The organism is Pseudomonas sp. N-1-13, from assembly GCF_057787095.1.
Genome location: NZ_JBYNRI010000001.1, coordinates 212,246 through 234,062 on the forward strand (window position 1 = coordinate 212,246; position 21,817 = coordinate 234,062).

Consider the following 21,817-nt stretch of genomic DNA (forward strand, 5'->3'; position numbering starts at 1 on the left):
TTGGACAATTGCAGCAAAGCCGCGATACAGACGCTTCGGCGTCCTCGCTCGGTCTGCAAAAGAATAGTCCCGACACTATGGACCGTTGGGCCACTACCCGACCAATGCGTTTCGAATTCTTGCCGGCAGCCGTTCAGCCTGCCGCCTGGGCCGGCTCAAGGCGCGCACTGTCAGCGTCTTGCAGGTCCACGGAACACACGCTGATCAGGTTACGTAATTTTTCAGCGAGCACTTGGGCACGGTGCCAGCTCAACCCGTCCATGAGGATCTCCATCGACAGCAGATCGTCGTCGCGTTCGACGTGGACCTGCCGGGGTGTCAGGCCTTGCAAGGCAAACAGATTCAGCGCCCGGCACAGCAGATCCGGTTCGGCTTCGGCCCGCAGATGGTAGTGGGCGCGACAATGGCGATTCTGGGCGTGCCAGACATCGGGTCGGTTGGGGGTGACGGCTTCGAGAGGGGGCATGGACGGTCTCCGGGGATGTGGAGAAATGTTTACATGCGCGACGGGGTATTTCTTATCTAATATGAATGATTATTCAGATCCGGTGAATCGTATGATTCTGGATTCAGCCTAGAAGAGGTTTATTTATGCACGGAGAGTTGGACGGCTACGACCGCAGGATCCTGGCGCTGTTGCAAGAGGATGCTTCGCTGTCCAGCGCGCAGATCGCCGAACAGGTGGGCTTGTCCCAATCACCCTGCTGGCGGCGGATTCAACGGATGAAGGAGGAGGGGATTATTCGCGGTCAGGTGACCTTGCTCGATCGCAAGAAAATCGGCCTCAACACGCAGATATTCGCCGAAATCAAACTCAACGCGCACGGACGTTCGAACTTCACCGAGTTCACCGAAGCCATTCGCGGTTTTCCCGAGGTGCTGGAATGCTACGTGCTGATGGGGTCGGTGGATTTCCTGCTGCGCATCGTCACGGCGGACATCGAGGCGTATGAACGCTTCTTCTTCGAAAAGCTGTCGATGGTGCCGGGGATCCAGGAAGTGAACTCGATTGTGGCGCTGTCGGAGATCAAATCGACGACGAGTTTGCCGGTGGTGCGCTGAGCTTGTTTTTGCGGTGTTTGTGCTGGCCCCATCGCGAGCAGGCTCGCTCCCACATGAGATCTCTGTTCGCCGAAGATCCATTGTGGGAGCGAGCCTGCTCGCGATGGCGATGTTACAGGCGCAGCAAAGTCTTCCAGGCCCGATTCTGATAAACCGCAATCGCCTGTTGCTTGCGCGCCTCCAGGGCTTCTTCGGTAATCGGTTCGTTGGCCAGTTGTGCCAGTTTGTTCAGCTCACCGTAGAGGCGGTCCATTTCCGGGATTTCCAGCACATGGCGAGCGTGGTGCAGCCAGGCCTGGATGCGTTCAATGCGCGGCAGCTGTTCGGCCAGGTCTTCCGGCTGTTGCTGATAGCGTTGCAGTTGCAGCGACGAGGACTCTTCGCCCAGCAGGCGCGGCAGCCAGCTAGCCAGTTGGGCGGCACCCTGGCGATTGCCGCGGGTGTTGCGCTCGGCAGCCCAGCTGCGGGCCAGCAGCCAGCGTGAAGTGTTGAGGGAGAATTGGCCCCAGCGCGGGTCTTGCAGCTCTTCAAGGAACTGTTCCGGCGCGGCCTTGCGCACGTCTTCGTCATCCAGGCCGGCCTGGACCAACGGGCGCCAGTCTTCCAGCAGTGCGTCCAGGGCGACGCGCAAGTCATGCGTCGATTGGCGTGGTGCGGCCTGGCCGAGGCTGCTGAGCAGGGCGCGCAATTCGGCCAGGTTTTCCACCCAATCCTGCAGCAGGCGCCAGTGGCCGTTAAAACGATACTGTTCGGCCAGACGCTGGCTGCTGCCCAGCAAATGCCAGCTCAGCGCGGCAAAGGCATCATCGAGTGGCATCTCGGCGGTCAATTGCGGGGCCGGCAGGCTCAGGGCATAGCTGTTCGCATCATGCAGGCGATAACCACGCTCGGCCTTGCTGATATCACACGGCATCAAGGGCAGGGTCGCGGCCAGCTCGGCGGCCAGTTCCAGCAGGGCAGCGGGTTCACCTTCGCGCAATTCCAGCTCCAGCTCGCAGATTTCTTCCTTCTGCTTGCCGACCACGACGTGGCCCAGGTCCAGCGCGGCCTCGATGACCACTTTGCTTTTGCCGCGGCCCCAGGCGATTTCCGCGCGTTCACGCACGAAATCGGTGGTGAAGATGGCCTTGAGGGTTTTCTTGTCCAGTTCGGCCAACGCCTCTGGCCAGCATTCGCCATCGAGTTTCTTCAGGTCGAGCTTGGCTTTGGGCAGGTGCCAGTCGTACTCGTTGCGCTCGGACAGGCCGGCGATGCTCTGGCCGCGAGTCTTGAGGGTCTGGATCACCTCTTCGCCGTCGCGACGCAGGCGCAGGGCGACCTTGGCCCCGGCCAGGTCACGCTCTGGCGTGTCGAAATACTGGTTCATCAGTTCGTGGCGTTCCCAGCCGCTTTTGTTGCGTTTCTTGAGCAATGGGTGCTCGCGTAAGGCTGCCAGGGTCTCGCGGCTGACGCGGAGTTTGATTTCGGTTTCTTTCTGCATGGCCGGAAAATCCAGGGATCGGGTGCGCAGCCGGGGGAAGGTGTGGCTGCCAAGGCCGTGCAGTGTACAGGACTCATCCGTTCTACGCGCCGCGGCGGTTTATGGGAGTGTCTTGTCTCACCAATACTGTTCCTTTTTGGTGAGACAGGACACTCGCGCAAGATGGTTCTATGATGGACATCAATTTGTAAGTCCGGAGCCAGCGATGCCTTTGCCCACCCTGAAAGATCAGTTCGCTGCCCTGATCGCCGCGCCTTCGGTCAGTTGTACCCAACCTGGGCTGGACCAGTCCAACAGTGCCGTGATCGAGCTGCTGGCGGGTTGGCTCGCCGATCTGGGGTTCTCCTGCGATATCCAGCAGGTCAGCCCCGGCAAGTTCAATTTGCTGGCCAGTTTCGGCAGCGGTCCCGGAGGCCTGGTACTGGCCGGGCACAGCGACACGGTGCCGTTCGATGGCCAGTTGTGGCAGACCGATCCGCTGAAGCTCACCGAGGTCGATGGTCGTTGGGTTGGCCTGGGCAGTTGCGACATGAAGGGCTTTTTCGCCCTCGCCATCGAAGCGGTCAAGCCCTTGCTGGAGCAACCGTTCAAGCAGCCCTTGCTGATCCTGGCCACTTGCGACGAAGAAAGCTCCATGGCCGGCGCCCGTGCCCTGGCCGATGCCGGAAGGCCGTTGGGGCGTGCGGCGGTGATCGGCGAGCCGACCGGCCTCAAGCCGATTCGGATGCACAAAGGCATCATGATGGAGCGCATCGACATTCTCGGGCGCAGTGGTCATTCCTCCGACCCGAGCCTGGGTCACAGCGCCCTTGAAGCGATGCACGACGCTATGGGCGAGTTGCGTGGCCTGCGCCTGCAATGGCAGCGCGAATTTCGTAACCCGCAATTCACCGTGCCACAGCCAACCCTGAATTTCGGCTGCATCCACGGCGGCGACAACCCCAACCGGATTTGCGGCCAGTGCTCCATGGAGTTCGATCTGCGGCCATTGCCCGGCATGGACCCGAATGTCTTGCGGGCGGCGATCCAGCAGAAGCTCAATCCCATCGCCGAGCGTCATAAAGTCAAGATCGACTACGCACCGCTGTTCCCCGAAGTGCCCCCCTTCGAGCAGGCCGAAGACTGCGAACTGGTGCGAGTGGCCGAGCGACTCACCGGCCATCGTGCCGAAGCAGTGGCGTTTGGCACCGAAGCGCCTTATCTTCAGCGTCTTGGCTGCGAAACCCTGGTACTTGGCCCCGGCGATATCGCCTGTGCCCACCAACCGGGCGAGTACCTTGAAATGTCACGTTTGCAACCTACCGTGCAGCTGTTGCGACAACTGATCGAACATTACTGCCTGACACCGGCCACGGCCGGCTAAATTGCCCACATCCGGGCCCGTATTCATGAGGAGAGCGCGCGTGTCGCCAAGCCTGTTCCGACGATAACCATCAGCCCGCTGTGCGTTCCGTTTCGTCTTTTTTCGGCTGCTATTTATTTACAGGCCCAGGTTCATGCCCGAATACGTCAATTGGCTTCGTCACGCTTCGCCCTACATCAACGCCCACCGCGATTGCACCTTCATCGTCATGCTGCCCGGCGATGGTGTGGAACATCCGAACTTCGGCAACATCGTCCACGACCTGGTGCTGCTGCACAGCCTTGGCGTGCGCCTGGTGCTGGTTCATGGTTCGCGTCCACAGATCGAAACCCGCCTCGCCGCGCGGGGCCTGACGCCCCATTACCACCACGGTATGCGCATCACCGACGCTGCAACCCTGGAGTGCGTGATCGACGCTGTCGGCCAGCTACGCATCGCCATTGAAGCGCGCCTGTCGATGGACATGGCGTCCTCGCCGATGCAGGGTTCGCGCCTGCGGGTCGCCAGCGGCAACCTGGTGACGGCACGGCCCATCGGCGTACTGGAAGGCGTGGATTATCACCACACCGGCGAAGTCCGTCGGGTCGATCGCAAGGGCATCAATCGCCTGCTGGACGAACGCTCCATCGTCCTGCTGTCACCATTGGGCTATTCGCCGACCGGGGAGATTTTCAACCTCGCCTGCGAAGACGTGGCGACCCGGGCGGCCATCGACCTGGCAGCCGACAAACTGCTGCTGTTCGGTGCCGAGCAGGGGCTGATCGGCGAAGACGGTCGTTTAGTGCGCGAGTTGCGCCCGCAACAGGTCCCGGCCCACATGCAACGGCTGGGCAGCGACTATCAGGCCGAGCTGCTGGATGCGGCGGCCCAGGCCTGTCGCGGCGGTGTGGCGCGCAGTCATATCGTCAGCTACGTCGAAGACGGTGCGTTGCTGGCCGAACTGTTTACCCGCGATGGCAGCGGTACGCTGGTGGCCCAGGAACAATTCGAGGTGGTGCGCGAAGCGGCCATCGAGGATGTCGGCGGTTTGCTGGACCTGATCAGCCCGCTGGAAGAACAGGGGATTCTGGTGCGTCGTTCCCGCGAAGTGCTGGAGCGTGAGATTGAGCAGTTCAGCGTGGTCGAACGCGAAGGCATGATCATCGCCTGCGCGGCGCTTTATCAGATCGCCGATTCGGATGCCGGGGAGCTGGCGTGCCTGGCGGTGAATCCGGAATACCGCCACGGCGGTCGTGGCGATGAGCTGCTGGAGCGGATCGAAACCCGGGCTCGGGCCAAAGGGCTCAAGACGCTCTTCGTACTCACCACCCGTACGGCCCATTGGTTCCGCGAGCGGGGCTTTGAGCCCAGCAGTGTCGAGCGCCTGCCAGCGGCGCGGGCATCGCTGTACAACTATCAGCGCAACTCGAAAATCTTCGAAAAAGCCCTCTAGGCGTCCTGCCAGGGGTGAGCCGCACATCGGAGTGAACCGCGTAGCTGCGACCTTCTTGATTCCAGACAATGATCCGTCCGGCTGGAATCCATCAAGATCGCAGCTACGCTGTTTTGTCCATGAGTGCTGCACTTGGAATGCATGGAAGCCTGCTGCGTTTCCCAGGATCGCCACAGTGCAGAATCGCTATCAATAAAAATATTCAGTAATTCCCAGACTGGCCGATATGCCATGTCACGGTTGGATGACGCTTTGATGGCGGTGATATTTCCAAATGAGCTGAAAACTTATGAAACAATTATTTTTAGATTTATAAGCAAACCATTATTCTGCGGGCCGGTGTCGCGGGGTTAGACGATGGTCGTAATCACAAATGCTTACGATTGACTTGCCAGTCACGGTCTGGCGCTAATCACGCATCCGCGGATTCCGGGCGTTCGACCCGGAACCAAAGACACACAAGAATTAGAAAACGAGAGGAGCGAAGCATGAACAAGTCCACCTTGGCCCTGGCTGTGGCCGTTGGGGTTCTGGCGCAGCAGGCAGGCGCCGCGGGTTTTATCGAGGACAGCAAGGCGTCTGTCAGTTCTCGTACGTTGTATTTCAATAACGATAACCGTGAAACGGGCACTGAAGATCTGCGCGAAACGGGCACCGGCCTCAAGTTCGACTACAAATCTGGCTTCACGCAGGGTGTGGTTGGTTTCGGCATCGACGCTCAGGCGCTGGTTGGTATTCGTCTCGATGGGGGGAGAGGTCGTAACGCCGGCTCCTATATGCCAGCCGATACTGATGGTTCGGCTGTGCATGAGTGGAGCCGTTTGTCCGGCAACGTAAAGGCACTTTTCTCCAAAACCGAAGCTCACGTGGGTGGCGCCCTGGCACCAAACCTGCCGATCCTGGTTGCCAACGACAGCCGTCTGCTGCCACAGACCTTTGAAGGTGGCACCATCACCTCCAAGGAAATCGACAACGTCACTTTCAACGCTGGTCAGTTGGAACACGCCACAGGCCGTGCATCGAGCAACAGCACTGGTCTGGCAGTGGCGGGCGGTACCGAGGAAAGCAACCAGTTCCGTTACGCCGGTGCTGACTGGAAGGTCACCAAAGACCTGACCCTGCAGTACTACTACGCCAACCTGCAGGATTACTACAAGCAGCACTTCCTGGGCGCGGTACACGTTTTCCCGATCAGCGAGGGGCAATCCTTCAAGACCGACCTGCGCTATTTCGACAGCAGCTCGGATGGCCGTAACGGCGACGCGGGCTATCGCTTCAACAACAACAGTGGCTATGCCAAGAACCCGGGCGAGGTCGATAACAAGACCTGGAGCGCGATGTTCACTTACACCCTCGGCGGCAGTGCCTTCCTGTTGGGTCACCAGCAAGTCGGCGATGACGGTGGTTTTGTCTACCTGAACCAGGGCAACGTAGTTGATGGCAACGGTCGCCCCGAAGGTGCCGGTGGTGCGAGCTTCTACCTGTTCACCGACAGCATGATCAACGGGTTTGTCCGTGCCGGTGAAAATACCACCTTCGGCCAATACTCCTACGACTTCGCTTCCTTGGGCGTTCCAGGCCTGAAAGCCTCGGTTTCCTACCTGCGTGGTGATGACGTTAAAACCGTCAGCGGCTCAAGCGATTACTCCGAGTGGGAACGCGACATGCGTGTGGATTACGTCATCCAGCAGGGTGCGTTGAAAGGCTTCGGTACCACCGTGCGTCACGGCTCCTACCGCAGCAGCGGTGTTGGCGATGATCAGGATCAGACTCGCGTGATCTTCAACTACACTTACAACTTCATGTAAGACGTAGCGAAGTAAAGAAGCCCCGCCCGGCAGCACGCCGGGCGGGGCTTTTGCGTCTTCGGATCAGGCCCACCCCTGTAGCCTTCTCCGAACCTTCTCCTCTTTCAGCAACTCGAGGCCTTCTCGAAACCTCGGAAATAATCATGAGCGGCTAGGTCCGAAGCCGCCAGTGAACAGTTTTTTATATTCGCTATTGATCTAGATAAATGGATATTGATTCTTTTTAAAGCAATCAAAACCAGTGCACAGTTTGGACTCACAAAAACCATCAGGAGCCGCACCATGAGCCTCAGACTCGGCGACATCGCCCCCGATTTCGAACAGGATTCCAGCGCCGGCAAGATTCGCTTCCACGAGTGGCTCGGCGATAGCTGGGGAGTGCTGTTTTCCCATCCGGCGGATTTCACACCGGTGTGCACCACCGAACTGGGCCTGACCGCCAAGCTCAAGGACGAGTTCGCCAAACGTGGAGTCAAGGCCATTGCTCTCTCGGTAGACCCGGTGGACTCGCACCACAAGTGGATCGAGGACATCAACGAAACTCAGAATGCGGTGGTCAATTTCCCGATCCTGGCCGACGCCGACCGCAAGGTGTCAGACCTGTATGACCTGATCCACCCCAACGCCAGTGACACGCTGACCGTGCGCTCCCTGTTCGTGATCGATCCGAACAAGAAAATCCGCCTGACTATCACGTATCCGGCCAGCACCGGGCGCAATTTCAACGAGATCCTGCGGGTGATCGACTCATTGCAACTGACCGACAACTACAAGGTGGCCACACCGGCCAACTGGCAGGACGGCGATGAAGTGGTGATCGTGCCGTCGCTCAAGGATGAGGACGAAATCAAACAGCGCTTTCCCAAGGGTTACCGCGCGGTAAAACCTTACCTGCGCCTCACTCCGCAGCCCAATCGCTGACACAAAACCTGAACCTGTGGGAGCGAGCCTGCTCGCGATAGTGGTCTATCAGTCGACATCGCCGCCGGCCGCCATCGCGAGCAGGCTCGCTCCCACAAGGAGGATCTCTGTGCACTAAGGGTTTTGGCCGTTCCGACGGCCTTTTTTACGTCTTGATGTTTATATCTCTTTATCGAATAAACAAATGAAAAAATATGATTTAAGGATATATAAACCGGCTGTTATGGTTTGCTCCATCCCGCGAGATCGCCCACTGCGCATCGCACGTGACAGTTAAGGAATGGTTGGTATGTTGGTTGTCTCGCTCGGCGGCAGTCCTAGCCAGCGCTCCCGTTCAGGAGTGCTGCTGGAGCGCTCACAACGTTGGTTGCAGCAACAGGGGGTGGAAGTGGTGAGCTATCAGGTGCGGGATTTTCCCGCCGAAGATTTGCTCCATGCCCGGTTCGGCAGCCCCAAGGTGGTGGACCTGCTCGCCCAGATCGAAAACGCCGACGGACTGTTGATCGCCACGCCGGTCTACAAGGCGTCTTTTTCCGGTGCATTGAAGACAGTGCTGGACCTTCTGCCGGAACGTGCCCTGGCCCATAAGGTGGTATTGCCCATGGCCACGGGCGGCAGCATCGCCCATATGCTGGCGGTGGATTACGCCCTCAAGCCTGTGCTGTCGGCGCTCAAGGCCCAGGAAATGCTCCATGGGATTTTCGCCGAAGACAGCCAGATCGCTTATGGCGAAGGCAGTGCCCAGGCGCAGTTGGCCCCGGCCCTGCAAGCGCGCCTGAGCGAAGCGCTGGAGCAGTTCTACAGCGCCATGGCTCGCCGGCCAAAGCCGCTGGACCCCAGCGTATTGAATGAACGCCTATTGAGTGCTCGCTGGAGCATCTGACCCGATACATCACTGATTCAACTCCACCTTACTCAGCCGCCAACGGCCAAGCAGGTGCAGCCAAAACCCCACAGCAAAAGGAGAGGCGCCATGCGCACTGTCATTTTGCGTCGCGGGCTGGTCGCTCTGTTTGCTGCGGCTGTGTCCTTCGGCGCCATCACCCAGGCTCAAGCCGAGACCCTTCGGATCGGTTACCAAAAATACGGCACGTTGGTGCTGCTCAAGGCCAAGGGTACTTTGGAAAAGCGCCTCGCCGCCCAGGGCGTGGACGTGCAATGGACCGAGTTTCCCGGCGGCCCCCAACTGCTTGAAGGCTTGAACGTCGGCTCCATCGATTTTGGTGTGACCGGCGAAACCCCTCCGGTATTCGCCCAGGCGGCCGGCGCTGACCTGCTTTATGTTGCTTACGAGCCGCCCGCGCCTGACAGCGAGGCGATCCTGGTGCCCAAGGGCTCGCCCATCCAATCGGTGCAGGACCTCAAGGGCAAGAAAGTCGCGCTGAACAAAGGCTCCAATGTCCATTATCTGCTGGTCCGGGCACTCGAAGATGCAGGCCTCAAGTACGCCGATATCCAGACCGTTTTCCTACCACCGGCCGATGCCCGTGCGGCGTTCGAACGTGGCAGCGTGGACGCCTGGGTGATCTGGGATCCGTATCAGGCGGCCGCTGAGCAACAGTTGCAGGCACGCACCCTGCGTGACGGCAAAGGCATCGTCGATAACCACCAGTTCTACCTCGCCACCAAACCCTATGCGCAAAAAAATCCCCAGGTCATCACGACGCTGGTGGAAGAAGTGCGCGCGGTGGGGGAGTGGTCCAAGGCCAACCCTGAAGAGGTGACCCAGCAGGTAGCGCCGCTGCTCGGCCTGCCGGCGGACATCACCCTGACGGCGGTGAAACGCCAAGGCTACGGGGCGTTGTTCCTCACGCCGGAAGTGGTGGCGGCGCAGCAGAAAATCGCTGACCGCTTCTACCAGCTCAAATTGATCCCCAAACCCTTGAGCATCAAGGACGTGATCTGGACGCCGCCGGCGGCCGTTGCGAAAGCGCAGTAATTCGATCCCTTAGGAGACCACTCCATGAGCCTCAATATTTTCTGGTTCCTGCCCACCCACGGCGATGGCCATTACCTTGGCACTGCTGAAGGCGCCCGCGCCGTCGATCACGGCTACCTGCAGCAGGTAGCCCAGGCGGCGGATCGACTGGGTTTCGGCGGTGTGCTGATTCCTACCGGGCGTTCCTGCGAGGACTCCTGGCTGGTGGCCGCTTCGTTGATTCCGGTGACCCAGCGCCTGAAGTTCCTCGTCGCCCTGCGCCCCGGGATCATTTCCCCGACGGTGGCGGCGCGCCAGGCCGCGACGCTCGACCGGTTGTCCGGTGGACGTGCGCTGTTCAACCTGGTGACCGGCGGCGACCCGGACGAACTGGCTGGCGACGGCCTGTTCCTGGACCACGAGCAACGCTACCAGGCGTCGGTGGAATTCACCCGCATCTGGCGCGGGGTGCTGGAAGGCGAAACCGTGGATTATGACGGTGAGCACATCAGTGTGAAGGGCGCCAAGCTGCTCTATCCGCCGATTCAGCAACCGCGTCCGCCGCTGTATTTCGGCGGCTCGTCGGAAGCTGCCCAGGATCTTGCGGCCGAACAGGTGGAAATGGTGCTGACCTGGGGTGAGCCGCCCGCAGCCGTCGCGCAAAAAATCGAACAAGTGCGGGCCAAGGCCGCGAAGCTTGGCCGTACCGTGCGCTTCGGCATCCGCCTGCATGTGATCGTGCGTGAAACCAACGCCGAAGCCTGGCGAGCGGCCGACCGGCTGATCTCCCACCTGGACGACGACACCATTGCCCGTGCCCAGGCCTCCCTGGCGCGTTTCGATTCGGTGGGCCAGCAACGTATGGCCGCGTTGCATGGCGGCCGACGCGACAAGTTGGAAGTCAGCCCCAACCTGTGGGCCGGTGTCGGCCTGGTGCGCGGCGGCGCCGGAACGGCGTTGGTGGGCGATGGCCCGACCGTGGCGGCCCGGGTCAAGGAGTACGCCGACCTTGGTATCGACACCTTTATCTTCTCCGGTTATCCACACCTGGAAGAGTCCTATCGCGTGGCGGAACTGCTGTTCCCACACCTGGACGTGGAGCGCCCGGAGTTGCCGAAGAGCCAGGGCTATGTGAGCCCGTTTGGTGAAATGGTCGCCAACGACATTCTTCCCAAAGCCGCGTCCCAGAGCTGAGGCGGCCATGAAGAAAATTATCCACAACCTGGCGCCCTGGGCGGTGCCGCTGCTGTTGCTGGCGGTGTGGCAACTGTCGGTATCGGCAGGCTGGTTGTCCACGCGGATCCTGCCGGCCCCCGTGGCCGTCATCGAAGCCGGGGTCAACCTGGTGCGCAGCGGCGAAATCTGGACGCACTTGGCCATCAGCGGTTGGCGCGCAGCGGTGGGCTTCCTGATCGGCGGCGGCATCGGCCTGACCCTGGGTTTCATCACCGGTTTGTCGACATGGGGCGAGCGACTGTTGGACAGCTCGGTGCAGATGGTGCGTAACGTGCCGCACCTGGCGCTGATTCCGCTGGTGATCCTGTGGTTCGGCATCGATGAGTCAGCGAAAATTTTCCTGGTGGCGCTGGGCACGCTGTTCCCCATCTACCTCAACACCTACCACGGGATTCGTAACGTCGATCCGGCGCTGGTGGAAATGTCGCGCAGCTACGGCTTGTCCGGCTTCAGCCTGTTTCGCCAAGTGATCCTGCCCGGCGCCTTGCCTTCGATCCTGGTGGGCGTGCGCTTTGCGTTGGGCTTCATGTGGCTGACGCTGATCGTGGCGGAAACCATTTCAGCCAGTGCCGGCATCGGTTATCTGGCGATGAATGCCCGGGAATTCCTGCAGACCGACGTGGTGGTCCTGGCGATTCTTCTGTACGCCGTGCTCGGCAAACTGGCCGACCTTGCCGCCCGCGGGCTTGAGCGGGTCTGGCTGCGCTGGCACCCGGCGTATCAAGTGAGCAAGGGAGGTCCCGCATGACCGCCCAACAACCTCCACGCTTGCTGCGCGGTATCCCGCTGGCCGTGCGCAAATTGCAAAAAAACTTCGGTTCGCGCCAGGTTCTGCGTGACATTGACCTGCATATACCGGCCGGGCAGTTCGTGGCAGTGGTCGGGCGCAGCGGCTGCGGCAAAAGTACTTTGCTGCGCTTGCTGGCTGGCCTCGATCAACCCACTGACGGCCAATTACTGGCGGGTTCGGCACCGTTGAGTGCCGCACAACAGGACACGCGGTTGATGTTCCAGGAGGCGCGTTTGCTGCCCTGGAAAAAAATCATCGACAACGTTGGCCTCGGCCTAAAGGGCAACTGGCGCCCGCAGGCGTTGCAAGCACTGGAAGCCGTCGGTTTGGCCGACCGCGCTCATGAGTGGCCGGCGGCGCTGTCTGGCGGACAGAAACAACGGGTGGCCCTGGCCCGCGCGCTGATTCATCAGCCACGCCTGTTGCTGCTCGACGAACCCTTGGGGGCGCTGGACGCCCTGACCCGGATCGAGATGCAGCAATTGATCGAGCGCCTGTGGCAGCAACACGGCTTCACCGTGCTGCTGGTGACCCATGACGTCAGCGAGGCGGTGGCCATCGCCGACCGGGTGATCCTGATCGAGGACGGCCGGATCGGCCTCGACTTGGCCATCGACCTGCCACGCCCACGGGCTCGCGGCTCTCATCGGCTGGCGAGCCTGGAAACCGAAGTTCTCAACCGCGTGCTGTCCTTGCCCGGCCAACCGCCGGAGCCCGAACCGATTTCACCCTTGCCTACGCAACTGCGTTGGGCGCAATAACTTCATCCAGACAGGAATCGACACCATGACTATCAAAGCCATCAACGTACGCAACCAGTTCAAAGGCACCATCAAGGAAATCGTCGAGGGCGACGTGCTGTCGGAAATCGACGTACAGACTGCCTCGGGTATTGTCACCTCGGTCATCACCACTCGTTCCGTCAAGGAGCTGGAGCTGGCGATCGGCAGCGAAGTGATCGCCTTCGTCAAATCCACGGAGGTGTCTATCGCCAAGTTGTGAGCGATGTTTCACCCACAGCCCCGGACGGCATGAGCCCTTCGGGGCTTATCGTTCCCACGCTCTGCGTGCTAACGCCTCTGCGGATGCTCCGCGTTCGATCAATCAGAGCGCTTGGGCAAATACGGCGGCAGATACAACCCCAGGTAAGCATCGAACACCCGCATGCCTTCTTCGGCCATGCGCGGGGTGATCTGGCCGTGTTGCTGCACCGAGCGGGCGTAGACGCGGTCGCCCAGTTCCATGGCCAGGGCGAACACATCAACGTCATGGGGCAGTGCCGGCAGTTCGAAATGGCGAGCGAAGAGCTTGTGCAACAATTCGCCGAGTTCGAGATCGTGCTGACGGTCGGCCTGGATGACTTCAGTCAGGCCATGTTGGGCCAGGATCAGTTGGCGGGCGGCGGCGTCCTGGCTGTAGATGGTCAGCATGCGTTGCTCCACCTGCCGCGACAGGTCGTGCCAGTGGTTCAGTCGCGCATGATCGATCGGCACTTGCAGGCAGGCGCGAAAGGCCGCGTGGACGTCGGCGGTCAGCCCTTGCAGCAGGGCCGGGACGCTGGCGAAGAAGTGATACACCGAGGAGGGCGGGATCCCGGCGCGTTCGGCGACGCTGTAGATCGACAGGCTGGCCACGCCTTCGGCAGCGAGCAGCGTGCGGGCGGCATCGAGAATCGAGTCGATCCGGGCCTGGCTGCGGGCGCGAGGCTTGCGAGGGGTGGCGGTGCGCGTCATCGGTGTCTCCTGCGGGGCTGCCGGGCATTGTACGAGCCGGGTTCAGTGTTGTCTTCAAGGCCGTCATCGCGAGCAGGCTCGCTCCCACATTGGATCTTTGGTGGTCAGTTAATCATGCTCACCACAGTTCCCTGTGGGAGCGAGCCTGCTCGCGATCCGCCGAAGGCGGCCATCCACCCCAAGGCATAAAAAAACGCCGCAGCCTCGAAGGCCTGCGGCGTTTTTTACTGCAACCCGCTTACACGGTATGCAGGTACCAGTTGTACTCAAGGTCGGAGATGGAGTGTTCGAACTCCTCCAGCTCGCTTTCCTTGCAGGCCACGAAGATATCGATGTATTTCGGATCGATGTACTTGGCCATGACTTCGCTGTCGTCCAGCTCGCGCAGGGCATCGCGCAGGTTGTTCGGCAGGCTTTGCTCGTTCTGCTCGTAGCTGTTGCCTTCCACCGGCGCACCGGGCTCGATCTTGTTGACCAGGCCATGGTGCACGCCAGCCAGTACGGCGGCCATCAGTAGATACGGGTTGGCGTCGGCGCCGGCCACGCGGTGTTCCAGACGCACCGCATCGGCGGAGCCGGTGGGTACGCGCAGGGCCACGGTGCGGTTGTCCAGGCCCCAGGTCGGCGAGTTCGGCACGTAGAACTGTGCGCCGAAACGACGGTAGGAGTTCACGTTCGGGCAGAGGAAAGCCATCTGCGCCGGCAGGGTCTCGAGCACACCGCCGATCGCGTGACGCAGTGCGGCGTTCTGCTCGGGATCCTCGCTGGCAAAAATATTCTTGCCATCTTTATCCAGGATCGAAATGTGGACGTGCAGGCCATTGCCCGCCTGGCCCGGATACGGCTTGGCCATGAAGGTGGTGTCCATTTCATGGTCGTAGGCGATGTTCTTGATCAGGCGCTTGAGCAGTACCGCGTAGTCGCAGGCCTTGATCGGGTCGGCCACGTGGTGCAGGTTCACTTCGAACTGCGCCGGGGCACTTTCCTTGACGATGGCATCGGCGGGAATGCCTTGCTCCTTGGCTCCCTCCAGAATGTCCTGGAGGCAATCGACGTATTCGTCGAGGTCGTCGATCAGGTAGACCTGTGTCGAGTGCGGGCGTTTGCCGGAGATCGGCGAGCGGGGCGGTTGTGGGCGTCCATTCACGTTCTCCTGGTCGATCAGGTAGAACTCCAGTTCGAATGCCGCGCAGATGGTCAGGCCCAGCTCATCGAACTTGGTCACGACCTGGCGCAGGACTTCGCGAGGGTCGGCGAAGAAAGGGTCACCTTCAAGTTCGTGCATGGTCATTAGCAGTTGCGCGGTAGGGCGCTTCTGCCAGGGCTCGTTGCACAGGGTGTCAGGGATTGGATAACAGATCCGGTCAGCGTCGCCGATGTCCAGGCCCAGGCCGGTGCTTTCCACCGTGGAGCCGTTGATATCCAGGGCAAATAAAGAGGCCGGCAGGTTGATGCCTTTCTCGTAAACCTTGTGGAGGCTGGTGCGTTCAATGCGCTTGCCGCGCACCACACCATTCATATCCGCAATCAGAAGGTCAACGTACAGAACCTCAGGATGTTCCTTAAGGAACGCGTTCGCTTCGTTAAGCTGAACGGCACGCGGGGGTACCGACATGATGCAACACCTTTGTTGTTAAAAATATCAATCATTGATCTCTTCTAAACCCAGTCAACCCGAACGGCATGCCGAAGTCAAGCTGGGCCTTTTTTGCTCTAAAAAAGCACCTGCGGGGCTTTTTTGAGGCAATTTGGGGCGTTTTTTTCCCTTTGGAGGAGATGGCGCCCGCAGGCTTGAGCGGGCCGTGTTGTATTTTTTACGGGGGTGTTGTGTAAAAAAATGAACAAGGCTAAGCTCGATTCAAACCCATAACAGCAATAATACCGGGGTGCTTCATGTCTCGCCTGCCGTTAATCGGCGTCACCACCTGCTCCAGGCAGATGGGTCTGCATGCGTATCACGTCAGTGGCGATAAATATTCCCGGGCTGTCGCGACAGCCGCCAAGGGCTTGCCAGTGCTGATTCCGTCCCTGGCGGATCTGTTCCCGCCGTCCGATATTCTGGACGCCCTGGACGGCATTCTTTTTACCGGCTCTCCTTCTAATGTAGAACCTTTTCACTATCAGGGCCCCGCCAGCGCGCCGGGCACTGCTCATGATCCTGCACGGGATGCCACCACCCTGCCGTTGATCCGTGCCGCTGTAGCGGCCGGCATCCCGGTGCTGGGTATCTGCCGTGGGTTCCAGGAGATGAACGTAGCCTTTGGCGGCAGCCTGCATCAGAAAGTTCATGAAGTCGGAACGTTCATCGATCATCGTGAAGACGACACTCAAGCGGTGGATGTCCAATACGGTCCTGCCCACGCTGTGCATATCCAGCCTGGCGGTATTCTGGCAGGGCTGGGGCTGCCGCTGGCGATTCAGGTCAATTCGATCCATAGCCAGGGTATCGAGCGTCTGGCACCTGGGTTGCAGGCCGAAGCGGTGGCGCCGGATGGCCTGATCGAGGCTGTTTCGGTGCCAGGAGGCAAGGCTTTTGCTTTAGGTGTGCAATGGCACCCTGAATGGGAGGTAAGCTCCAACCCGTACTACCTTGCGATTTTCCAGGCATTTGGCGATGCCTGCCGGGCAAGGGCAACACAACGCGACGCCGATGCGTCAAACAACGCCTGACTACTAAATAGCAGCCAGGAAACTCACGCCTAGAGGCATTTATGAGTAACAACCTCGACCAGCTCACCGATTGGTTGAAAGACCATAAGATCACAGAAGTCGAATGCATGATTGGCGACCTGACCGGCATCACCCGGGGCAAGATTTCGCCGACCAACAAGTTCATTGCCGAAAAAGGCATGCGCCTGCCCGAGAGCGTTCTGCTCCAGACCGTTACGGGCGACTATGTCGAAGACGACATCTATTACGAACTGCTCGACCCTGCCGACATCGACATGATGTGCCGCCCGGACGAAAACGCAGTGTTCCTTGTGCCCTGGGCCATCGAGCCCACCGCCCAGGTTATCCACGACTCCTACGACAAGCATGGCAATCCCATCGAACTGTCGCCGCGCAACGTGCTCAAGAAAGTGCTCAAGCTCTATGCCGACAAGGGCTGGCAGCCGATCGTCGCGCCGGAAATGGAGTTCTACCTGACCAAGCGCAGCGACGACCCGGACTTCCCGTTGCAGCCGCCCATTGGCCGCTCCGGTCGCCCGGAAACCGGCCGTCAGTCGTTCTCGATCGAAGCGGCCAACGAATTCGACCCGTTGTTCGAAGACGTCTACGACTGGTGCGAACTGCAGGAGCTGGACCTCGACACGCTGATCCATGAGGACGGCACGGCGCAGATGGAGATCAATTTCCGTCACGGCGACGCCTTGTCCCTGGCCGACCAGATCCTGGTGTTCAAGCGCACCATGCGCGAAGCGGCGCTCAAGCACAACGTAGCCGCCACTTTCATGGCCAAGCCCATGACCGGCGAGCCCGGCAGTGCGATGCACCTGCACCAGAGCATCATCGACAAAGACACCGGCAAGAACGTCTTTTCCAATGAAGACGGGACCATGAGCACGCTGTTCCTGAATCACATTGGAGGTCTGCAGAAGTTCATCCCCGAGCTGCTGCCGCTGTTTGCCCCCAACGTGAACTCGTTCCGCCGCTTCCTGCCGGATACGTCGGCGCCGGTGAACGTGGAATGGGGTGAAGAGAACCGCACCGTGGGCCTGCGCGTGCCGGAAGCCGGGCCGCAGAACCGTCGGGTGGAAAACCGTTTGCCGGGCGCCGACGCCAACCCGTACCTGGCGATCGCCGCCAGCCTGTTGTGCGGCTACATCGGCATGGTCGAAGGCATCAACCCGAGCGCGCCGGTGGTGGGGCGAGGGTATGAACGTCGCAACCTGCGCCTGCCACTGACCATCGAAGATGCCCTCGAGCGCATGGAAAACAGCGCCACCATCGAGAAATACCTGGGCAAGAAATTCATCACAGGCTACGTCGCGGTCAAGCGGGCCGAGCATGAAAACTTCAAGCGCGTCATCAGTTCGTGGGAGCGGGAATTCCTGCTCTTTGCCGTCTGAAGCGCCGGACGGGACTGCTTCAGGCAGTTCCGTCCCCACCGATCTACAAGGAGAATTCGCATGACCGGCAACAATCCGCAAACCCGTAAATGGCAGGCCCTGAGCAACGATCACCACCTGGCGCCATTCAGCGACTTCAAGCAGCTCAAAGAGAAAGGCCCGCGCATCATCACCCACGCCAAGGGCGTTTACCTGTGGGACAGTGAAGGCAACAAGATCCTCGATGGCATGGCCGGCCTCTGGTGTGTGGCCGTCGGCTACGGCCGCGACGAACTGGCCGACGCCGCCAGTCAGCAGATGCGCGAGCTGCCGTACTACAATCTGTTCTTCCAGACCGCTCACCCGCCGGTGCTGGAATTGTCCAAAGCCATCGCCGACATCGCCCCTGAAGGCATGAACCACGTGTTCTTCACCGGCTCCGGCTCCGAAGGCAACGACACCATGCTGCGCATGGTCCGCCACTACTGGGCGATCAAGGGCCAGCCGAACAAAAAAGTCATCATCAGCCGCAAGAACGGTTATCACGGTTCGACCGTGGCCGGCGCGAGCCTGGGCGGCATGACGTACATGCACGAGCAGGGCGACCTGCCGATCCCCGGCATTGTCCACATCGCCCAACCGTACTGGTTCGGCGAGGGCGGCGACATGAGCCCGGAAGAGTTCGGCGTATGGGCGGCCAACCAGCTGGAAGAAAAGATCCTGGAAATCGGCGTGGACAATGTCGGTGCCTTCATCGCCGAGCCGATCCAGGGCGCGGGCGGAGTCATCGTGCCGCCGGACAGCTACTGGCCGCGCATGAAGGAAATCCTCGCCAAGTACGACATCCTGTTCGTGGCCGATGAAGTGATCTGTGGTTTCGGTCGCACCGGTGAGTGGTTCGGTACCGATCATTACGGGTTGAAACCCCACATGATGACCATCGCCAAGGGCTTGACCTCCGGTTACATCCCCATGGGCGGCCTGATCGTGCGTGACGATGTGGTGGCGGTGCTCAACGAAGGCGGCGACTTCAACCACGGGTTTACCTATTCCGGTCACCCGGTAGCCGCTGCGGTGGCCTTGGAAAACATACGCATTCTGCGCGACGAAAAGATCGTCGAGCGTGTTCATGGCGAAACGGCACCCTATTTGCAACAGCGCCTGCGGGAACTGAACGATCATCCGCTGGTGGGTGAGGTACGCGGTGTCGGCTTGCTGGGGGCGATCGAACTGGTACAGGACAAGGCCACGCGCAAGCGCTACGAAGGCAGGGGTGTGGGCATGATCTGCCGGCAGTTCTGTTTTGATAACGGGCTGATCATGCGCGCCGTGGGTGACACCATGATCATTGCGCCGCCGCTGGTGATCAGCAAGGCCGAGATCGATGAGCTGGTGACCAAGGCGCGGCACTGCCTGGACCTGACGCTCAGTGCGTTGCAAGGCTAAGTGCTAGGCTCTGAGCGAGGCGCCCGTACGGGCCTCGTCCGGCGTGAACAAAAGGCTGGGCTTTTGTTGAAAGGCTGGCCTGTAACTTGCCAGACTACCGGCTGTTCAAGTTGCCCGCGAGCCGGCTACTGAACGACGGCTAAGAAGAATAACTGGAGCATTTTTCATGAAGGCATTAGGCATGAAGACATTAGGTATGAAGATGGCTGGCAAGACCCTCCTCGCCATGTCCCTGACGGGCGTGATGGCGAGTGCTGTTCAGGCGGACGACAAAGTGCTGCACGTCTATAACTGGTCCGATTACATTGCACCGGACACGGTCGCCAAGTTCGAGAAAGAGACGGGGATCAAGGTCGTCTACGACGTGTTCGACAGCAACGAGACCCTGGAAGCCAAGTTGCTGGCGGGCAAGTCCGGCTATGACATCGTGGTGCCGTCGAACAACTTCCTGGCCAAGCAGATCAAGGCCGGTGTTTACCAGGAGCTGGACAAGTCCAAGCTGCCGGACTGGAAGAACCTGGACACCGACCTGCTCAAGGCCGTGGGCGATGCCAGCGACAAGGGCAACAAATATGCCTTCCCCTACATGTGGGGCTCCATCGGTATTGGCTACAACCCGGAGAAGGTCAAGGCTGCACTGGGTATCGACAAGATCGATTCGTGGGACGTGGTGTTCAAACCGGAAAACATGGCCAAGCTCAAGAGCTGCGGCGTGAGCTTCCTCGATGCACCGACCGAGATGATCCCGGCGGCACTGCATTACCTGGGCAAGCCGACCGACAGCAAGGACAAGGCTGACCTGAAGGCCGCTGAAGACCTGTTCCTGAAGATTCGTCCTTCGGTTGCCTATTTCCACTCCTCCAAATACATCTCGGACCTGGCCAACGGCAACATCTGCGTGGCGGTGGGTTACTCCGGTGACCTGGAGCAGTCCAAGGAGCGCGCCAAGGAAGCGGGAGACAAGGTCAAGCTCAGCTACGTCATTCCAAAAGAAGGCGCCGGCACTTTCTACGACATGGTCGCCATTCCCAAGGACGCCGAGAACGTCGAATCCGCCTACAAGTTCATGAACTTCCTGATGCAGCCGCAGATCATGGCTGAAATCACCAACGCCGTACGTTTCCCGAACGGCAACAAGGCGGCCACGCCACTGGTGGACAAGGACATCACCAGCGATCCGAGCATCTACCCGTCTGACGAAGTGAAGAAGCAGCTGTATGCAATCAGTGATCTGGATGCCGGCACGTTGCGTCTGATCACCCGCAGCTGGACCAAGATCAAGTCTGGCAAGTAAGCCGGTCTGAGGCATCTTCCTGTTGTCGCCGGCATCGCGGCGGCGGCAACGGGAATAATTAAATGACTAAAAGTTTTGCTGGATCGGTTTATCGAGGGTAAGTTGCGCGCCGGTTTTGTTGCAGGGCACATCGCTGCCAGGTAACGGGGGCAACTTGGGCCCAACTATTTAAGAGGACCTCCACGTGCCTGTTTTTTCTTTGTTACGCAATGCCATGCTGATCGGTGCCGGACTGACGCTTGCCGTCAGCGTCCAGGCTGCCTCCACCGTGCATATTTATAACTGGTCGGATTACATCGGCGAGACCACCCTGGCGGACTTTGAAAAGGCCACGGGGATCAAGCCGGTGTACGACGTCTTCGACTCCAACGAAACCCTGGAAGGCAAACTGCTGGCCGGTCGTACCGGCTACGACGTGGTCGTGCCGTCCAACCATTTTCTGGGCAAACAGATCAAGGCCGGGGCGTTCCAGAAGCTCGACAAGTCGCAGTTGAGCAACTACGCCAACCTGGACCCGGTGCTGCTCAAGCGCCTGGAAAAGAATGATCCGGGCAATCAGTACGCCGTGCCTTATCTGTGGGGCACCAACGGCATCGGCTACAACGTCGAGAAGGTCAAGGCTGCGCTGGGCGTCGACAAGATCGACTCGTGGGCCATGCTGTTCGAACCGGAAAACATCAAGAAACTCTCCAGCTGTGGCGTTTCGTTCCTCGATTCGGGCGACGAGATGATCCCGGCGATGCTCAATTACCTGGGCCTGGACCCCAACAGCCAGAACCCTGAAGACTACAAGAAGGCCGAGGCTCAACTTCTCAAGATCCGGCCTTACGTCACCTACTTCAACTCTTCCAAATACATCTCCGATCTGGCCAATGGCGAGATCTGCGTGGCTGCCGGTTTCTCCGGTGACATCTTCCAGGCCCGCGAACGTGCTGAAGAAGCGAAAAAGGGCATCGAGATCGCTTATGTGATTCCCAAGGAAGGCGCCAACCTCTGGTTCGACATGCTGGCGATCCCGCGCGATTCCTCCAACGTCAAAGAAGCCCACGCCTTCATCAACTATTTGCTCAAGCCTGAGGTGATCGCCCAAGTCAGTGACGCCGTCGGCTATGCGAACCCCAATCCCAAGGCCGGCGAGTTGATGGACCAGCAAGTGCGCACCGACGAAGCGGTTTACCCACCGCAAGCGGTCATTGACAAGCTGTACGTCAACTCCGAGCTGCCGCCCAAGATCCAGCGCGTCATGACCCGCAGCTGGACCAGGGTCAAGTCAGGCAAATAGGGT

General features: G+C 60.0%; 20 protein-coding genes. 16 read left to right on the forward strand and 4 right to left on the reverse strand.

Going from position 1 to position 21,817, the window contains the following annotated elements:
* Positions 1-133: 133 nt before the first annotated feature.
* On the reverse strand, positions 134-466 hold the full coding sequence (locus AC3I65_RS00985; protein ID WP_076383053.1) for a hypothetical protein: 333 nt from the start codon (positions 464-466) through the stop codon (positions 134-136).
* Between the two features lie 125 nt (positions 467-591).
* Between AC3I65_RS00985 and AC3I65_RS00990 the strand changes: the two genes are divergently transcribed.
* Positions 592-1,062, forward strand: a complete 471-nt coding sequence (locus AC3I65_RS00990; RefSeq protein ID WP_047226070.1) for an Lrp/AsnC family transcriptional regulator — start codon at positions 592-594, stop codon at positions 1,060-1,062.
* 112 nt (positions 1,063-1,174) lie between these two features.
* Here AC3I65_RS00990 and AC3I65_RS00995 read toward each other — a convergent pair whose 3' ends face one another.
* Complete coding sequence (locus tag AC3I65_RS00995) at positions 1,175-2,542, reverse strand: CYTH domain-containing protein (protein WP_076383052.1); 1,368 nt, start codon at positions 2,540-2,542, stop codon at positions 1,175-1,177.
* A 205-nt stretch (positions 2,543-2,747) separates the two neighbouring features.
* Here AC3I65_RS00995 and argE point away from each other — a divergent pair, with 205 nt between their 5' ends.
* The 10 genes from argE (at position 2,748) to AC3I65_RS01045 (ending at position 13,012) form a co-directional block, all read left to right on the forward strand.
* Positions 2,748-3,905, forward strand: coding sequence for an acetylornithine deacetylase (argE, locus tag AC3I65_RS01000; RefSeq protein WP_047226068.1), 1,158 nt, complete (start codon positions 2,748-2,750; stop codon positions 3,903-3,905).
* A 133-nt stretch (positions 3,906-4,038) separates the two neighbouring features.
* Positions 4,039-5,337 carry an amino-acid N-acetyltransferase gene (argA, locus tag AC3I65_RS01005; protein ID WP_047226067.1) on the forward strand — a complete coding sequence of 433 codons (1,299 nt, stop codon included), beginning with the start codon at positions 4,039-4,041 and terminating at the stop codon, positions 5,335-5,337.
* A gap of 488 nt (positions 5,338-5,825) precedes the next feature.
* A complete protein-coding gene (locus tag AC3I65_RS01010; protein WP_047226066.1) occupies positions 5,826-7,145 on the forward strand; it encodes an OprD family outer membrane porin in 1,320 nt (439 codons plus the stop codon).
* A gap of 282 nt (positions 7,146-7,427) precedes the next feature.
* A complete protein-coding gene (locus AC3I65_RS01015) occupies positions 7,428-8,066 on the forward strand; it encodes a peroxiredoxin (RefSeq protein ID WP_047226065.1) in 639 nt (212 codons plus the stop codon).
* A gap of 289 nt (positions 8,067-8,355) precedes the next feature.
* Positions 8,356-8,949, forward strand: coding sequence for an NADPH-dependent FMN reductase (gene ssuE, locus AC3I65_RS01020; RefSeq protein WP_047226064.1), 594 nt, complete (start codon positions 8,356-8,358; stop codon positions 8,947-8,949).
* 90 nt (positions 8,950-9,039) lie between these two features.
* Complete coding sequence (locus AC3I65_RS01025; RefSeq protein ID WP_173407486.1) at positions 9,040-10,005, forward strand: sulfonate ABC transporter substrate-binding protein; 966 nt, start codon at positions 9,040-9,042, stop codon at positions 10,003-10,005.
* Positions 10,006-10,029: 24 nt separating this feature from the next.
* Positions 10,030-11,178, forward strand: coding sequence for an FMNH2-dependent alkanesulfonate monooxygenase (gene ssuD / locus AC3I65_RS01030; RefSeq protein WP_488523404.1), 1,149 nt, complete (start codon positions 10,030-10,032; stop codon positions 11,176-11,178).
* A gap of 7 nt (positions 11,179-11,185) precedes the next feature.
* Positions 11,186-11,968 (forward strand): aliphatic sulfonate ABC transporter permease SsuC, encoded by a 783-nt coding sequence (gene ssuC / locus AC3I65_RS01035; RefSeq protein ID WP_107321382.1) that lies wholly within the window; start codon positions 11,186-11,188, stop codon positions 11,966-11,968.
* A complete protein-coding gene (gene ssuB / locus AC3I65_RS01040; RefSeq protein WP_107321383.1) occupies positions 11,965-12,771 on the forward strand; it encodes an aliphatic sulfonates ABC transporter ATP-binding protein in 807 nt (268 codons plus the stop codon). Before ssuC ends, ssuB begins: the two co-directional genes overlap by 4 nt.
* A gap of 25 nt (positions 12,772-12,796) precedes the next feature.
* The gene (locus tag AC3I65_RS01045; RefSeq protein WP_003177394.1) at positions 12,797-13,012 is read left to right on the forward strand and encodes a TOBE domain-containing protein; all 216 of its coding nucleotides are present in this window, start codon (positions 12,797-12,799) and stop codon (positions 13,010-13,012) included.
* 98 nt (positions 13,013-13,110) lie between these two features.
* On the opposite strand, the gene AC3I65_RS01050 is transcribed toward AC3I65_RS01045, so the two are convergent.
* The gene (locus tag AC3I65_RS01050; RefSeq protein WP_047226059.1) at positions 13,111-13,743 is read right to left on the reverse strand and encodes a TetR/AcrR family transcriptional regulator; all 633 of its coding nucleotides are present in this window, start codon (positions 13,741-13,743) and stop codon (positions 13,111-13,113) included.
* Between the two features lie 238 nt (positions 13,744-13,981).
* The gene (locus tag AC3I65_RS01055; RefSeq protein WP_047226058.1) at positions 13,982-15,358 is read right to left on the reverse strand and encodes a glutamine synthetase family protein; all 1,377 of its coding nucleotides are present in this window, start codon (positions 15,356-15,358) and stop codon (positions 13,982-13,984) included.
* Between the two features lie 278 nt (positions 15,359-15,636).
* Here AC3I65_RS01055 and AC3I65_RS01060 point away from each other — a divergent pair, with 278 nt between their 5' ends.
* From AC3I65_RS01060 to AC3I65_RS01080, 5 genes are all read left to right on the forward strand, one after another.
* Positions 15,637-16,413: a gamma-glutamyl-gamma-aminobutyrate hydrolase family protein gene (locus AC3I65_RS01060; protein WP_076383050.1), complete on the forward strand. Its 777-nt coding sequence runs from the start codon at positions 15,637-15,639 to the stop codon at positions 16,411-16,413.
* Between the two features lie 41 nt (positions 16,414-16,454).
* Positions 16,455-17,813, forward strand: a complete 1,359-nt coding sequence (locus AC3I65_RS01065; protein WP_047226056.1) for a glutamine synthetase family protein — start codon at positions 16,455-16,457, stop codon at positions 17,811-17,813.
* Positions 17,814-17,873: 60 nt separating this feature from the next.
* Entirely contained in the window at positions 17,874-19,238 is a 1,365-nt protein-coding gene (locus tag AC3I65_RS01070; protein WP_047226055.1) for an aspartate aminotransferase family protein, read from the forward strand.
* Positions 19,239-19,419: 181 nt separating this feature from the next.
* Entirely contained in the window at positions 19,420-20,532 is a 1,113-nt protein-coding gene (locus AC3I65_RS01075) for a polyamine ABC transporter substrate-binding protein (RefSeq protein ID WP_076386499.1), read from the forward strand.
* Positions 20,533-20,746: 214 nt separating this feature from the next.
* A complete protein-coding gene (locus tag AC3I65_RS01080; RefSeq protein WP_139049040.1) occupies positions 20,747-21,814 on the forward strand; it encodes a polyamine ABC transporter substrate-binding protein in 1,068 nt (355 codons plus the stop codon).
* Positions 21,815-21,817: the final 3 nt, after the last annotated feature.